Raw genomic sequence first — 14,964 nt, 5'->3', positions numbered from 1 at the left:
CGGCTCACATCGTCGGGCATCCGGCTTGCCTGTCGGGGCTGTATGGATATACAGTGAGCGCCAGATTTTTCTTATCGCATCCATCCGACTGCCTGCCCTGACGTGTTACCGGAACTTGCCCCTGAAGCCGCTGCCGAGTCGCCCGACACCGAGGTCGCCGACGCCCCCGCCTATCTTTCCCGGCTGAATCCGGAACAGCGCGCGGCGGTGGAGTACGACGGTGACGCGCCGCTGCTGATCATTGCCGGCGCGGGCTCTGGCAAGACCAACACGCTCGCGCATCGGGTGGCGCATCTGGTCGTGAACGGCGCCGATCCGCGCCGCATCCTGCTGCTGACGTTCTCGCGCCGCGCTGCCTCCGAAATGGGGCGCCGTGTCGAGCGCATCGTCGACCAGGCACTCGGCATCCAGACCGGCGCGGGGCGCGCCGCGCTGCAGTGGTCGGGCACGTTCCACGCCATCGGCGCCCGCCTGCTGCGCGAGTACGCCGAAACGCTCGGGCTTGCTCCGACCTTCACCATCAGCGACCGCGGCGATGCGGCCGACCTGATGCACGTGGTCCGCCATGACCTCGGGCTATCCGAGCAGACCTCGCGCTTCCCGCGCAAGGAAACCTGCCTCGCAATCTATTCGCGCGTGGTCAACACGCAGTTGCCGCTCGAGGTTGTGCTGAAGACGCAGTTCCCGCGCTACGCGATGTGGGCAGACGCGCTCAAGGGCCTGTTCGCCGCCTACGTGGAAGCCAAGCAGAAGCAGCAGGTGCTCGACTACGACGACCTGTTGCTCTACTGGGCGCAGGCGATGACCGAGCCCGCACTGGCGCAGGACATGGGCGCGCGCTTCGACCATGTGCTGGTCGACGAGTACCAGGACACCAACGCGTTGCAGGCGTCGATCCTGCTGGCGCTCAAGCCGCAAGGGCGCGGCCTGACCGTGGTGGGCGACGACGCGCAGTCGATCTACGCATTCCGCGGCGCCACCGTGCGCAATATCCTCGATTTCCCGACACGGTTCTCGCCGCCGGCCGAGCAGGTCACGCTGTCGCAGAACTATCGCTCGACGCAGCCGATCCTCGGCGCCGCCAATGCCGTGATTGGCCTTGCGGCCGAACGCTTCACCAAGGATCTCTGGTCCCTGCGCGAATCGGCGGAGAAGCCCGGCGTGGTGGTGGTCAACGACGAGGCCGAGCAGGCGCGCTTCGTCGTCGAGCAGGTACTGGCGCGGCGCGAGGCTGGCTTGTCGCTGATGCAGCAGGCGGTGCTGTTCCGCGCGGCCGACCACAGCGCCCAGGTCGAGATCGAGTTGGCCCGGCGCAATATCCCGTTCGTGAAGTTCGGCGGACTGAAGTTTCTGGAGTCGACGCACGTCAAGGACGTGATGGCTGTGGTGCGCTGGCTGGAAAATCCACGCGACCGCATGGCCGGATTCCGCACGCTGCAGTTGCTGCCCGGCATCGGCCCGAAAACGGCCGCGCGCGTGCTCGAAGGACTGGAAGCCGCCACCGAACCGTTGATCGCGCTCGAAGCCTTCGAGCCGCCCCCCGCCGCCGCGCCCGCCTGGGATGAACTGGTGACGCTGGCGCGTGCGCTGATGGCGCCGACCTCGCCCTGGCCATCGGAATTCGAACAGGTGATCGCCTGGTACATGCCGCACCTCGAACGGATGCACGACGATGCCGCCGCGCGGCAGGCGGATCTGCAGCAGATCGAGCGCATCGCGGCTACCTATGCGTCGCGGGAACGCTTTCTCACCGAACTCACGCTCGACCCGCCCAGCGCATCGAGCGACGAATCGGGCGTGCCCTCGCGCGACGAGGACTACCTGATCCTGTCGACGATCCATTCGGCCAAGGGGCAGGAGTGGAAGGCCGTGTACGTGCTCAATGCAGTCGATGGCTGCATGCCATCCGATCTTGCCACCGGCACCACCGAGGAAATCGAGGAAGAGCGCCGCCTGCTGTACGTGGCCATGACTCGCGCGCGCGACCACCTCGACATCGTCGTGCCACAGCGCTTCTACGTGCACAACCAGGTCGGCTTTGGCGATCGCCACGTCTACGCATCGCGCACGCGCTTCCTGCCGAACCGCGTGATGCCGAATTTCTACAGCCGCTCGTGGCCGCCCGCGCCAATGCCGGGGGAAGGCCAGGCGAAGGCCACGCTACCGCAGGTAGACCTCGCCAGCCGAATGCGCGGCATGTGGAAGTAGGAAACCGCTCATTCCCGAAAGCTACCGCCAGAGTTCGTCAGGCCAGTTCGATGCCTGCGCCGCGCACGACCTCAACCAGCGCACCCTGACGGAGCAGCGCCGCCATGGCCTCGATATCGTCGGTCATATAGCGATCGATCGACAGGAACGGCACGCGCTCCCGCACGAACGCGAACACGGCGCGGCCTGCCGGCGCCAGTTGCTCGACCGCGCCCGCAAGTTCGGCAGCCTGGCATGACGCCAGCAACTCCAGCGCGAGGATGTACTGGTTATTGTCGAGAATGCGGCGGGCGTTGCGAGCGGCGATCAGCCCCATGCTGACCACATCCTGGTTGTCGCCGTTCGACGGCACACTCTGGATGCTCGCCGGGCTGCAGATTGTGCGGTTCTCGGCGATCAGCGCCGTGGCCGGATACTGTGCCCCGGCAAACCCGCACGACAACCCCTCGTTCGCCGCCGCCAGGAACGCCGGCAGATTGTTGTTCAGATGCGGGCTCAGCAGGCGGTTCAGGCGGCGCTCCGACACCACGCCCAGCTGCGTGGCGGCAATGGCCAGGAAGTCCATTGCGAATGCCACCTGCTGGCCGTGGAAGTTGCCGCCATGGAACAGCTCGCCGTCTTCGAAGAACAGCGGATTGTCGTTCGATGAATTGAGTTCGCGCTCGACCACTGTGGCGCAATGATCGAGCGTATCGCGCACCGCGCCAAGCACCTGCGGAATACAGCGCAGCGTGTAGGCCTTCTGGATGAACACGCCGGTGCCGGTGTTCTTGGCCTCGCCCGCGCGCGTCTTCATCTCGGCGGACAGTTCGCCATGCCCGGAAAGCCGCGCCGAATCGGCCAGCAGCGCGCGCATGTTCGCCGCCGAGCGGATCTGTCCCGGATGCGGTTTGGCGATGTCGTGCCCATGGGCCATGAAGGCATCGGCCGAGGCGGACAGTCCTTCGAGCGCCAGCGCCGCGATGATCTCGGCCTGCTGGACCTGCGCGCGCAGCGTCTCCAGCAACAGGCACGACACCCCGGTCATGGCCGATGTCCCGTTGATCAGCGCCAGCCCTTCCTTGTACGCCAGCGCGAGCGGCGCGATGCCACGCTCGCGCAGGACGTCGGCCGTGGGTGCCGTACCACCATCGTCGGTCAGCACCTTGCCTTCGCCGATCAGCGTGATGGCGACGTGCGACAGCGGCGCCAGATCACCGCTGGCGCCGAGCGAACCCACCTGCGGCACGGCCGGCGTGATGCCGGCTTCCAAATACTTCAGCAGTTGCTCGATAACGGCCGGCCGCACCGCCGAATATCCGCGTGCCAATGCATTGGCACGCGCGACCATCATCGCGCGGACCTCGTCGCGCGAAAACAGCGGACCCACACCCGCGCAATGGCTGCGCAGCAGGTTCTCCTGCAGCGCACGGCCATGTTCGATGTCGACCCAGTTGTGCACCAGTTCGCCAAAGCCCGTGGAAACGCCGTAGATCGGCACATTGGCCGCAGCCACCTGCTCGAAGCGGGCGCGGGCATCGGCAACCTTGCCAAGGACGGGCTCCGGGACGATGGCGGCGCGCTGGCCGCGTGCGATGGCGGCGACGGTGTCGGGGGTCAGGTGGTGGCCGTCGATGTCGGCGGGATGGGCGTGGGGCATGGGTCGGGGCGTTAGCAATGGAGGCGCTTGCCCTCTGCCCTACCGTTATTCCGCTCGCGGGGTATCGCGGGATATCGCGGGATAAGAAACCAGGGAAGAGAGCCGGGCCAGAGTGTACCGACCCCCGCCTTCCCCGAGTACGGCCGTTACAGTCCGTAGCGTTTGATCTTGTCGTAAAGCGTCGCCTTGCCCACTTGCAGCAGGTCCGCCGCCTGGCTGACGGCACCGCCCGTGCGGGCCAGCGTATCGGCGATCACGGCGCGCTCGTAGCGCTCCATCCGCTCGCGTAGCGGCGTCGATTCGTCAACGGGATCAGCCTTGCCGCCGGCGTGTCCGCCTTCCGGCACGCCCAGCACCAGTCGATCTGCCGCGTTGCGCAGTTCCCGCACATTGCCGGGCCAGGGCCGTTGCATCAGTTGCTGGCGCTGCATCTCGGACAGGATCGGCGCCGGCCGCTGATAGCGCACGGCGGCAACGAGCATGAAGTGCTCGAACAGCGGCACGATGTCCTCGCGTCGCTCGCGCAGCGGCGGTAGCGGAATCGTCACCACGTTGAGCCGGTACAGCAGATCCTGCCGGAACGTGCCCTGCGCCACCAGTGCCTCCATGTCGCCCTTCGAAGCCGCGATGATGCGCACGTCGATCGGTATCGACGTATTCGAGCCGAGCCGCTCCAGCGTGCCCTCCTGCAGCACGCGCAGCAGCTTCACCTGCAAGGCCAGCGGCATGCTCTCGATCTCGTCGAGGAACAGCGTGCCACCCGACGCATGTTCGAGCTTGCCCACACGCCGCTTGCCCGCGCCGGTAAATGCGCCAGCCTCGTGGCCGAACATCTCGCTCTCGAAAATCGACTCTGGTACGGCGCCGCAGTTCAGCGCGATGAAGGGCTGGTCACGCCGCGTGGAGAGCGCGTGCAGGCTCCGCGCCACGAGCTCCTTGCCCGTTCCGGTCTCGCCGTTGATCATCACCGGCACATCGGTGGCCGCCACATTGGCGATCAGGTCGCGCACCTGCGCGATCGCCGGCGACCGGCCGATGATCCGTGTGCCGGCAGCCGGGCCAGCCAGCTCGCGGCGCAGCGCGTGGTTCTCCAGTTCGAGCGCGCGGCGCTCCAGCGCGCGGCGCACCGTTTCGGTCAGGCGATCCGCGCCGAACGGCTTCTCGATGAAGTCATAGGCGCCCTCGCGCATCGCCTGCACCGCCATCGTGATATCGCCGTGCCCCGTGACCAGGATCACCGGCACGCCCGGCGCGGCATTGCGGCAGTGCTGCAGCAGATCCAGCCCGCTCGCGCCGGACAGGCGCACATCGGTAACCAGCACCCCCGGGAAGTCCGCGCCAAGATGCGGCATCGCCGCTTCGGCCGAAGGCAGCGCCAGCACCGAAAAGCCAGCCAGTTCCAGGCTCTGCGCCGTCGCCTGACGCACCAGTGGTTCGTCCTCGACGAACAGCACACGCAATCCGTCCTGCATCGCAATCATGTCTTTACCTGTCATCCTTGACGCCGTTCAGGCGCCTCACGCCGTGGCCGTCTGGCGCGAGCGCCGCAGTGTCACGACGAATTCCGCGCCGCCGCCCTCGACGTTGCCGGCCGTCAGTTGCCCGCCGAACTCGCGCACGATCGACGACGAAATCGCCAATCCCAGGCCGAGCCCCTGCCCGATCTCCTTGGTCGTGAAGAACGGCTCGAACAGCCGTGGCAGCGCATCCGGCGCGATACCGGGCCCATTGTCGCGCACGACCAGCGTCACGGTCTCGTCCTTCGCGCTGACGGCGATATCGACGCGGCCATCCTCGGCGCCGGCCGCCGCAATGGCATCGAGCGCATTGCCGACGAGATTCAGCAGCACCTGCTCGAGCTTGAGTTCGTCGGCCCATACGGCCAGGTCCGCCGTGTCGCCGTCGAGCCCCCGCACCCGTAGCATCACCCGACCCAGCCGTGGCGCGATCAGTTGCAGCACATGGTCGATGGCGGCACGCACGCGCACGGCATTGCGGCGCTGACGCGCCTTGCCCGCGAACAGCTTGAGCTGGCCCGTGATCTTGCCCATCCGCTCGGTCAGATCGGCGATGGCGGAGAGATTGCCGGTGGCTGCATCGAGCTGACCGCGCTCCAGCAACACGCGCGTGTTGTCCGAGAACGTGCGCAGGGCCGCCAGCGGCTGGTTCAGTTCATGGGTGATACCGGCGGCCATCTGCCCCAGTGCCGCCAGCTTGCTGGCCTGCACCAGTTCATCCTGCGTCGCGCGCAGTTCGCCTTCAGTCCGCGCGCGCTCGGCCACTTCGGCTTCGAGTTGCTCGTTGATCGCCATCAGGTCGGCCGTGCGGGCCTCCACGCGCCGTTCCAGTTGATCGTAGGCCGCTTCCAGCAGCCGGCGGCTGTATTGCATGTCACGCGCGCGCTGGCGGCGCTGTCGCAGGTTCACCAGCAGCAGGCAGATGCACGCATAGGCCAGCGCCGCACCAATCGTCGCAGTGCGCGCGCTGGCCAGCACAGGGTCCAGTTGGGCCATCACCTGCATGTTCCAGCCGGCGGGCCCGACGGCGCGATTGATTTCCAGGTAGCGGTCCGCGCCATCGCTGGACAGCCCGAAGTGCGCGCCCTGACCGTCATCGCCATCTCGTGCCGTGGCCCCCGTGCTGCCCGCGGCGCCAACCCTCACCAGCCGTTCGCCATCGTTGAGCGTGGTGCTGGCCAGCCAGCGCGAGACCGGGGAATCCAGCGGCTGGATCGGCAGCGGCGTGACGTCGACGTCGTGATACTGGCGCGTGTTGTGCAGTTCGGCCTGAAGCGTGGGCGGCAGGGGCCGAAGCGTGCGGTACTGCCAGCCCGGCACCGACGACAGGAAGATCACGCCGTGGTCGTCGGACACCATCAGCGGCTCGGTGCTACCGGAGCCCGCGCGCTGGAACCATTCGAGGTTCAGCTTCACCACCGTCACACCAATAACCTTGCCGCCCGACTCGATCGGCTGGGCGATGTAATAGCCGGGCTCGTCGCTGGTGATGCCGATCGCGTAGAAGCGGCCGATCTGGCCGCGCGACGCCATCTGGAAGTACGGGCGGAAGCGGTAGTCGGTACCGACGAAGCTGCCCGGCTCGCCATGGTTGCTGGCGGCCAGTGCCAGCCCGCTGGCCGCGATGACGTAGGTGGCCGACGCGCGGGCCCGGGTATTGACCTCGGCCAGGTAGTTGTTGGCCACGGCAATACGGGCCGGGTCTTCAGGATTGGCCAGCAGCGCGCGCACCGAAGGGTGCAGCGATACTAGCGCGGGAAGGAATTCGTAGCGGTCCAGCGTCGATTCAAGCGTGGCCGCATAACGGTCGGCACGCATGGCCGTGGACTGCTGCAATGCGGCGATGCCGCGCTGGACCGAAAACAGCCAGGTCAGCGAGCACAGCGCCAGAAGCCCCACCATCAGCGCGGCGGCAAACCCCCACCAGCGCGTGCTCGACTCCGGCGCGTGCACCGGGCCGGGCGCGGCAGGGTCATGCACGGCAAGGAAGTCGTCGGAATGGGGCATCGGCGCGCGCGGAAGCTCTCGCGCCGATGATACCCGCTGGCGGGGATGGCCGGCAGGTTCATCCGGGGCTGCGCCGGCGTCCCCTTCCTGCGGGGCGCCGGTCGCTGCCCGGGTCACGTCAGCGGGCGCCGGCGTCGGCGAGGCTGCTCGCCTCATCTTCGCCCCGCAGCACGCGGGTCAGGCGGGCGCGGTCGAGCTCGTGCTCCCACGCCGAGACCACCACCGTGGCCACGCCGTTGCCGACGATGTTCGTCAGCGCGCGGCATTCGCTCATGAAGCGGTCGATACCGAGGATCAGCACCATGCCGGCCACCGGGATCGTCGGCACCACGGCCAGCGTGGCTGCCAGCGTGATGAAGCCCGAGCCGGTCACGCCGCTGGCGCCCTTCGAGGTCACCATCGCCACGGCCAGGATCGTGAGCTGCTGCATCAGCGTCAGCTCGATGTTGGTGGCCTGCGCGATGAAGATCACCGCCATCGTCATGTAGATGTTGGTGCCGTCCAGGTTGAACGAATAACCGGTCGGCACAACCAGGCCCACCACCGACTTCGAGCAGCCGAGCTTCTCCATCTTCTCCATCAGGTGCGGCAGCGCGGCCTCGGAGGAGCTGGTGCCGAGCACGATCAGCAGTTCTTCCTTGATATACGCGACGAAGCGGATGATCGAGAAACCGGTCAGGCGCGCCACGGTACCCAGCACCACCAGCACGAACACGATCGCCGTAAGGTAGAACGTGCCGATCAGCTTGAGCAGCGGAATCAGCGAGCCCAGGCCGTACTTGCCGATGGTGAACGCCATCGCGCCGAATGCGCCGATCGGGGCCACCTTCGTGATCACGTGCACGATGTGGAAGAACACCTTCGACACCTGGTCCACCATGTCGTGGATGATGCGCGCGCGCTCACCCACCACGGCCAGTGCCGATCCGAAGAACATCGAGACCATCAGGATCTGCAGGATGTCGCCGTTGGCGAACGCGCTGAAGATCGTGTCCGGGATGATGTGCATGAAGAACTCGACGGTGCTCTGACCGTGTGCCTTCGACACGTACTGCGCGATCGACTTCGTGTCCAGCGTGGCCGGATCGATGTTGAAGCCCACGCCCGGTTTGAGCACGTGCGTGGCGATCAGGCCGAGCAGCAGCGCGAACGTTGACACGATCTCGAAGTAGAGCAGCGCCTTGCCGCCCACGCGGCCCACCTTCTTCATGTCGCGCATGCCGGCAATGCCGGACACCACGGTACAGAAGATGATCGGACCAATGATCATCTTGATCAGCTTGATGAAGGCATCACCGAGCGGCTTCATGGCCACGCCGGTGTCGGGCCAGTAGTGGCCCAGCAGGATGCCCACGAATATCGCGAACAGGACCTGCACGTACAGGATCTTGTAGAAGGGTTTCCTCATGATGTCGTCCTCGGTGTTTGAGCGGTGCCCCGGCGCTCGATGGCGTGGCGCGTTGCGCGCCTCGACCTGAACGGCGGCGCGTCTGGAAGTAACTATTCGCAACAGGCGTGCCATCTGGGCGCCCAGCCGCAAGTCATTGATTTAAAAGAAAAGATGAGAAATCCGGCGGCACCGGGTTCCGGAATTCCGGAAATCCGGAATGCGCAGCTCCGGAGATTCGGAAGGCCAGATGGCCCTAAACCTCGATATTTGTGGAGCCTCGGTCGCATTCGGGCGCCGATCACGGCGCGAGAGCGTCCCGACGGCCCCGGCCGGGGCCCGGATTCCGGAATTCCGTGCACCACGTGTTACGCGGGTTGGTGGCCGTGAACACGTATAATTCCGAGCTTCCAATCACGGGCGATGGCAGGCCACGACGCCTCGCCACACCGCGCCCCAAGTCAGCCGTCATGAGCAGCTACTACCAACACCACGTCTTCTTCTGCCTGAACCAGCGCGACGATGGCTCCGCCTGCTGCGCCGACCACAATGCGAAGGCCATGCAGGAATACGCCAAGAAACGCTGCAAGGAGCTTGGCATCGCCGGTGGCGAAGGCCGCGTGCGCATCAACAAGGCCGGCTGCCTGAACCGCTGTGAACTTGGACCGGTGCTCGTGGTCTACCCCGAGGCCGTCTGGTACACCTTCGTCGACGAGCAGGACATCGACGAAATCATCGAAAGCCATCTGATCAACGGAAAGCCCGTGCAGCGCCTGATGGTCGATCGCTGAAACGCGTTACCCGCCGAGCCATGCCGGGTCCAGCCCGGTTTTTTGTTGTGCCGCTGTTGTAGTTCCGTAGCTGCGCTGTAGTTACCCAGTAGTTGCCCCGTTGTGCGAGAGCCGCCTGCCACCATGAACGCGCATACCCAGGTCACCACCGTCGCCGGCCCCGTCGGCGCCATCGACATCTCCATCGATCTGCCGCAGAACGCGCCCGTGCGCGGTCTGGCTCTCGTCGCGCATCCGCACCCGCTGTTCGCGGGCACCAAGGACAACAAGGTGGCGCAGACGCTGGCGCGTACCTTCGTTGCGCTGGGGTACGCCACGGTGCGCCCGAACTTCCGTGGCGTTGGCGGCACGGCCGGCGAGCACGACAAGGGCATCGGCGAGCAGGACGATCTGCTCGCCGTGATCGACTGGATGCGCACGCAGACCGCGTGGTCGCCCGACGTGGCCACGCTGCCGCTGGCGCTGGGCGGTTTCTCGTTCGGCAGCTTCGTGCAGACGCACGTGGCACGCCGTCTGGCCGAAGCTGGCACGCCCGCGCAACGCCTGGTGGTGGTGGGTACCGCCACGAGCCGCTGGGACGTGGCCAACGTGCCGGCTGACACAATCGTGATCCACGGCGAGCAGGACGACACCGTGCCGCTCGCCAGCGTGTTCGACTGGGCACGCCCGCAGGACCTGCCGGTCATCGTCATTCCTGGCGCCGACCATTTCTTTCATCGCAAGCTGCACCTGATCAAGCAGCTCGTCGTCAACGCGTGGGACCGGTGAATCGCCCCGCCCGCGCCAATCCTTTCTTGTTGGAAACCTACACATGCTGAACAGAGTCACGCCGTACGTCGCATCCGCCATTGCTCCCGTAATCGTTGCGGCAACACTCGCCGCCGCGCCCGCAGCCGTGATGGCGCAAGGCGTGCCGGTGCCACAGGTCGCCGCCAAGTCCTGGATGCTGTACGACGTGACGAGCGGCCAGGCGCTGGCGTCACAGAATGCAGATATGCGCATCGAGCCGGCGTCGCTGACCAAGCTGATGACGGCCTACCTGGCGTTCGAGGCGCTCAAGGAAAAGCGCCTGACGCTGGATCAGACCGTCACGCCGACCGACATCGTGCGCAAGGTGAAAAGCGATGAATCGCGCATGTTCATCGAAGCCGGCAAGCCGGTCAGCGTGCAGGACCTGCTGCTGGGCCTGATCGTCCAGTCGGGCAACGACGCCTCGCTGGCGCTGGCCGAAGCCGTGGGCGGCTCGGAAGAAGGCTTCGTCGTGATGATGAACCGTGAAGCCCAGCGCATGGGCATGAAGAACACGCACTTCACGAACACCGACGGTGTGCCCGATCCGAACCACTACACCACGGCGGTGGACCTGGCGATCCTGACCACGCGCCTGATCAAGGACTTTCCCGAGTACTACTCGATGTACTCGCAGAAGGAGTTCACCTATAACAAGATCAGGCAGCCGAACCGCAACCGTCTGCTGTACATCGACCCGACCGTGGACGGCGTGAAGACCGGCCACACGAAGTCCGCGGGCTACTGCCTGATTTCGTCGGCAAAGCGTCCGCTGGCCAATGTGCCCAACGGCTCGCGCCGACTGGTGTCGATCGTGATCGGCACGGCCACCGAGCAGATCCGCACACAGGAAAGCCTGAAGATCCTGAACTACGGCTTCCAGTTCTTCGACACCCTGCGCCTGTACGACAAGGGCCAGGTGCTGGCCACGCCCGACATCTACAAGGGCAAGACCGGCACGATCAAGATCGGCGTGGCCAACGAGACGTTCGTCACGGTGCCCAAGGGCACGGGCTCGCGCCTCAAGCCGGTGCTGGAGCGCCAGGAACTGCTGATCGCGCCGATCACGGCCGGCCAGCAGGTGGGCACCGTCAAGCTGATGGACGGCGCCAACAAGGTGGCGGAATTCCCGGTGGTGGCGCTCGAGGAAGTGCCGGAGGCCGGCTTCTTCGGCCGCCTGTGGGATACGATCCGCCTCTGGTTCAAGCGCAAGTAAGAGTTCAAGGATTCGAGATGTCTACAGATTCGAACAACGGTCCGCTGATTCCGGGGGAGATTCCGCCGGAACAGTCGCTGATCGAGTACCCGAGCGATTTCCCGATCAAGGTCATGGGCGCGATGCAGGATGGCTTCGCCGAAGCGATCGTGACCCTGATCCAGGACTTCGACCCGAACTTCCACGCCGGCAAGATGGAGATGCGTCCGTCCCGCAACGGCAACTATCTGGGGCTGACGGTGACCGTGTGGGTCACGAGCCGCGAGCAGCTCGACGAGCTGTATCGCGCGCTGACCGGGCATCCGATGGTCAAGGTGGTGCTGTAACCGCATGAACGTCATCACCCTCAAGCCGGGCAAGGAAAAGTCCCTGCTCCGGCGCCATCCGTGGGTCTACGCCACGGGCATCGCCGCTACCGAAGGCCGTTGCGAACCGGGATCGACCGTGGTCATCCGCAGCGCGGACGGCCGCTTCCTGGCGCGCGGCGCGTACAGCCCCGAATCACAGATCCGCGCGCGTGTCTGGACGTTCGACGAGAACGAGCCGGTCGATCACGCGATGTTCAAGCGCCGCGTGTCGGCGGCCCTGGCACACCGCAAGCAATGGGTGCGCGACACCAACGCCGTGCGCCTGATCTTCGGCGAATCCGACCGCCTGCCAGGTCTGATCGTCGACTACTACGGCCAGGGCGAACGCGGCCAGCTCGTCTGCCAGTTCAACGCCGCGGGCGTGGAGCAATGGAAGGACGCGCTGGTGCAGGCGCTGATCAAGGAAACCGGCTGCCCGAACGTCTACGAACGTTCTGACGCGGCGGTGCGCCAGCGCGAAGGACTGCCGCTGGTGACCGGCGTGCTGGCCGGTGCCGAGCCCGACCCGGAACTGTCGGTGACCGAGCACGGCGTGCGCTACCACGTCGACGTGCGCAACGGCCACAAGACCGGCTTCTACGTGGACCAGCGCGACAACCGCAAGCTCGTCGGCGACCTCGCCGAGGGCCGCGAGGTGCTGAACTGCTTCTGCTACACCGGCGGCTTCTCGCTGGCGGCGCTGCGTGGCGGCGCCACGTCGGTGACGTCGATCGATTCGTCGGGCGAGGCGCTCAAGATCGCAGCCAGCAACGTGACGCTGAACGGTTTCGATCCGGCGCGCGCCACGTGGCTCGACGCGGATGTCTTCAAGACGCTGCGCGAGTTCCGCGCCGAGGGCCGTCAGTTCGACCTGATCGTGCTGGACCCGCCCAAGTTCGCGCCGTCGGCACAGCATATCGACCGTGCGGCCCGCGCTTACAAGGAAATCAACCTGGTCGGGATGCAGTTGCTGCGTCCGGGCGGCCTGCTGTTCACGTACTCGTGCTCGGGTGCGATCAGCATGGAGCTGTTCCAGAAGATCGTGGCGGGCGCGGCCACCGATGCGCGCTCGGATGCGCGGATCCTGCGCCGCCTGTCGGCCGGCACGGACCATCCGATGTCGGCGGCCTTCCCGGAAGGCGAATATCTGAAGGGTCTGCTGCTCGAGAAGATCTGACCGGAGTCAGGGGACGGGCCGAAAATCGCCCGGAAAGGCCAAACTCAGGGTTTTCCGGAATTGTCCTCGGCCTGACTTCTTGCGGTCACAAACAGCTACTAAGATTCGTCTCACGGTAAGGCATTGGCAGGTGTCTGACCGTCTCTTCTTATCAGTCTTCGTGGTAATCGCCCCGCTAACCCAGCGGGGCCTTTTTTTTGGCTCTGCGCTAACTCACGACTCGTCGTGGCTTTCAGCAAGCAGGCAAGGTTTCGCGCCCCAACCGCGCAGGGGACAATCGTCAGTATTTGGATTCCAGACCCAAGGCGAGCGCATAGACTGCGCCCTCTAGCCCGGCGCCACGCTACCCGAAACTCCCTATAATCGAACGATCGTTCCATAACACGGATGTGAGGAGACTTCATGCCTGCCGCCAAGCTTATTCCGCCAGTGCTGCAAAACCTGGCCCTGCCCGTTATCGCGTCGCCAATGTTCATCGTCAGCTATCCGGAACTGGTGCTGGCGCAGTGCAAGGCCGGCATCGTCGGCTCGTTCCCCGCGCTAAACGCGCGCCCCGCCGAACTGCTCGATGAATGGCTGACCCAGATCCAGGCGGAACTGGCCAACTTCAAGGCGGCGAATCCCGGCAAGCCGGTGGGCCCGATCGCGGTCAACCAGATCGTGCACGCCTCGAACGCGCGCCTCGAGCATGACGTGAAGGTCTGCGTCGAACACAAGGTGCCGATCTTCATCACGTCGCTGCGCGCCCCGCCCAAGGAAATGATCGACGCCGTGCACAGCTACGGCGGCATCGTGCTGCACGACGTCATCAACATTCGCCACGCCGAAAAAGCGATCGAGGCCGGCGTTGACGGCCTGATCCTGGTGGCGGCCGGCGCGGGCGGCCATGCCGGCACGCTATCGCCGTTCGCGCTGGTGGGCGAAGTGCGCAAGTTCTTCGACGGCCCGATCGCGCTGTCCGGCTCCATCGCCACCGGTGAAGCCGTGCTGGCCGCGCAGGCCATGGGCGCGGATTTCGCCTACGTGGGCACACGCTTCATCGCATCGCAAGAGGCGCATGCAGCGCTCGAGTACAAGCAGTCGATCACCAGTTCGGCCGCGTCGGACATCATCTACACGAACCTGTTCACGGGCGTGCACGGCAACTACATCCGCGAGAGCATTGTCAATTCGGGGCTCGATCCGGAGAACCTGCCCGTGGCCGACAAGAGCAAGATGGACTTCTCCAGCGGCAGCTCGAAGGCCAAGGCATGGAAGGACATCTGGGGCGCCGGTCAGGGCGTGGGCCAGATCGAAGACATCCCCACCGCCGGTGAGATCGTGGCACGCATGAAGAGCGAGTACGACGCCGCGCGCGCCCGCCTGGGGCTGGTAGCATAAGGGCGTTTCCGCCCTTGGCGCGCTAGCCGCATTTCTCCAGTTGCAACCAGACGACCCCGAACGCCAGACCACGCTAACGCACCGCGAACGCGCCATTCGCGCGTTCTGGGTCACTTGCGGCACCCTGAGCCTCGCGCTCGGGGTCATCGGCATCTTCCTGCCAGTCCTTCCCACCACGCCGTTCGTCCTGCTGGCAGCCGCGTGCTTTGCGCGTGGCTCGGAGCGCTTTCATCGCTGGCTGCTCGCACATCACCGCTTCGGCCCGCTCGTGCACGACTGGCAGACCCACCGCAGCATCCCGTTTCGGGCCAAATGCCTGGCGTTATCGATGATGTGGCCTTCGATGACCATCACGGCATGGATGATGCGCGAACGGCCGGTGGCGTCGATCACGCTGATCGCGATCGCGCTGGGAACCACCGTGTGGATGGTGCGCCTGCCCACGCGGCCTCGCGGTGGCCATGCGCGGAGCAGCAACGCGCAGCCGGAATGATCCGGCGTGCGGA

The 14,964-nt window shown here is 65.8% G+C and carries 12 protein-coding genes; 8 read left to right on the top strand and 4 right to left on the bottom strand.

The genetic code is table 11. The features are described from left to right. Positions 1–102 precede the first annotated feature (102 nt). Positions 103–2,208 (top strand): ATP-dependent helicase, encoded by a 2,106-nt coding sequence (locus B2246_RS09615; protein WP_186425561.1) that lies wholly within the window; start codon positions 103–105, stop codon positions 2,206–2,208. A gap of 37 nt (positions 2,209–2,245) precedes the next feature. Here the strand turns inward: B2246_RS09615 and cmdF are convergent, their stop codons facing one another. The 4 genes from cmdF to B2246_RS09595 form a co-directional block, all read right to left on the bottom strand. Beyond that, a complete protein-coding gene (cmdF, locus tag B2246_RS09610) occupies positions 2,246–3,847 on the bottom strand; it encodes a tyrosine 2,3-aminomutase (RefSeq protein WP_008652610.1) in 1,602 nt (533 codons plus the stop codon). A 146-nt stretch (positions 3,848–3,993) separates the two neighbouring features. Further along, positions 3,994–5,319 carry a sigma-54-dependent transcriptional regulator gene (locus tag B2246_RS09605; protein WP_008652608.1) on the bottom strand — a complete coding sequence of 442 codons (1,326 nt, stop codon included), beginning with the start codon at positions 5,317–5,319 and terminating at the stop codon, positions 3,994–3,996. A 45-nt stretch (positions 5,320–5,364) separates the two neighbouring features. Beyond that, the gene (locus tag B2246_RS09600; protein ID WP_286881828.1) at positions 5,365–7,371 is read right to left on the bottom strand and encodes a sensor histidine kinase; all 2,007 of its coding nucleotides are present in this window, start codon (positions 7,369–7,371) and stop codon (positions 5,365–5,367) included. Between the two features lie 118 nt (positions 7,372–7,489). Further along, positions 7,490–8,779 carry a dicarboxylate/amino acid:cation symporter gene (locus B2246_RS09595; protein ID WP_080709645.1) on the bottom strand — a complete coding sequence of 430 codons (1,290 nt, stop codon included), beginning with the start codon at positions 8,777–8,779 and terminating at the stop codon, positions 7,490–7,492. 449 nt (positions 8,780–9,228) lie between these two features. Here B2246_RS09595 and B2246_RS09590 point away from each other — a divergent pair, with 449 nt between their 5' ends. The 7 genes from B2246_RS09590 to B2246_RS09560 all read left to right on the top strand — a co-directional run bounded on the left by B2246_RS09590 (position 9,229) and on the right by B2246_RS09560 (position 14,951). Next, a complete protein-coding gene (locus B2246_RS09590; protein WP_008641760.1) occupies positions 9,229–9,549 on the top strand; it encodes a (2Fe-2S) ferredoxin domain-containing protein in 321 nt (106 codons plus the stop codon). Positions 9,550–9,672: 123 nt separating this feature from the next. Next, on the top strand, positions 9,673–10,317 hold the full coding sequence (locus tag B2246_RS09585; RefSeq protein WP_008641761.1) for an alpha/beta hydrolase: 645 nt from the start codon (positions 9,673–9,675) through the stop codon (positions 10,315–10,317). Positions 10,318–10,360: 43 nt separating this feature from the next. Continuing rightward, positions 10,361–11,554 (top strand): D-alanyl-D-alanine carboxypeptidase family protein, encoded by a 1,194-nt coding sequence (locus tag B2246_RS09580; protein WP_008641765.1) that lies wholly within the window; start codon positions 10,361–10,363, stop codon positions 11,552–11,554. 17 nt (positions 11,555–11,571) lie between these two features. After that, complete coding sequence (locus B2246_RS09575; protein WP_008641766.1) at positions 11,572–11,880, top strand: YbeD family protein; 309 nt, start codon at positions 11,572–11,574, stop codon at positions 11,878–11,880. A 4-nt stretch (positions 11,881–11,884) separates the two neighbouring features. Further along, complete coding sequence (locus B2246_RS09570; RefSeq protein WP_008641768.1) at positions 11,885–13,078, top strand: class I SAM-dependent rRNA methyltransferase; 1,194 nt, start codon at positions 11,885–11,887, stop codon at positions 13,076–13,078. A gap of 402 nt (positions 13,079–13,480) precedes the next feature. Continuing rightward, entirely contained in the window at positions 13,481–14,458 is a 978-nt protein-coding gene (locus B2246_RS09565) for an NAD(P)H-dependent flavin oxidoreductase (RefSeq protein ID WP_008641770.1), read from the top strand. Positions 14,459–14,498: 40 nt separating this feature from the next. Next, positions 14,499–14,951 carry a YbaN family protein gene (locus tag B2246_RS09560; protein WP_008641772.1) on the top strand — a complete coding sequence of 151 codons (453 nt, stop codon included), beginning with the start codon at positions 14,499–14,501 and terminating at the stop codon, positions 14,949–14,951. Positions 14,952–14,964 lie beyond the last annotated feature (13 nt).

It is taken from the genome of Cupriavidus sp. UBA2010 (genome assembly GCF_002335265.1).
Classification (GTDB): Bacteria; Pseudomonadota; Gammaproteobacteria; order Burkholderiales; family Burkholderiaceae; genus Cupriavidus; species Cupriavidus metallidurans.
Note: the sequence above shows the minus strand (reverse complement) of the source record. Positions and strands in the feature narration are given on the sequence as shown.

Coding starts and splice junctions, on each gene's coding strand:
- cmdF (WP_008652610.1), bottom strand. CDS start 3,847: ATGCCCCACGCCCATCCCGCCGACATCGACGGCCACCACCTGACCCCC.
- B2246_RS09605 (WP_008652608.1), bottom strand. CDS start 5,319: ATGCAGGACGGATTGCGTGTGCTGTTCGTCGAGGACGAACCACTGGTG.
- B2246_RS09600 (WP_286881828.1), bottom strand. CDS start 7,371: ATGCCCCATTCCGACGACTTCCTTGCCGTGCATGACCCTGCCGCGCCC.
- B2246_RS09595 (WP_080709645.1), bottom strand. CDS start 8,779: ATGAGGAAACCCTTCTACAAGATCCTGTACGTGCAGGTCCTGTTCGCG.
- B2246_RS09590 (WP_008641760.1), top strand. CDS start 9,229: ATGAGCAGCTACTACCAACACCACGTCTTCTTCTGCCTGAACCAGCGC.
- B2246_RS09585 (WP_008641761.1), top strand. CDS start 9,673: ATGAACGCGCATACCCAGGTCACCACCGTCGCCGGCCCCGTCGGCGCC.
- B2246_RS09580 (WP_008641765.1), top strand. CDS start 10,361: ATGCTGAACAGAGTCACGCCGTACGTCGCATCCGCCATTGCTCCCGTA.
- B2246_RS09575 (WP_008641766.1), top strand. CDS start 11,572: ATGTCTACAGATTCGAACAACGGTCCGCTGATTCCGGGGGAGATTCCG.
- B2246_RS09570 (WP_008641768.1), top strand. CDS start 11,885: ATGAACGTCATCACCCTCAAGCCGGGCAAGGAAAAGTCCCTGCTCCGG.
- B2246_RS09565 (WP_008641770.1), top strand. CDS start 13,481: ATGCCTGCCGCCAAGCTTATTCCGCCAGTGCTGCAAAACCTGGCCCTG.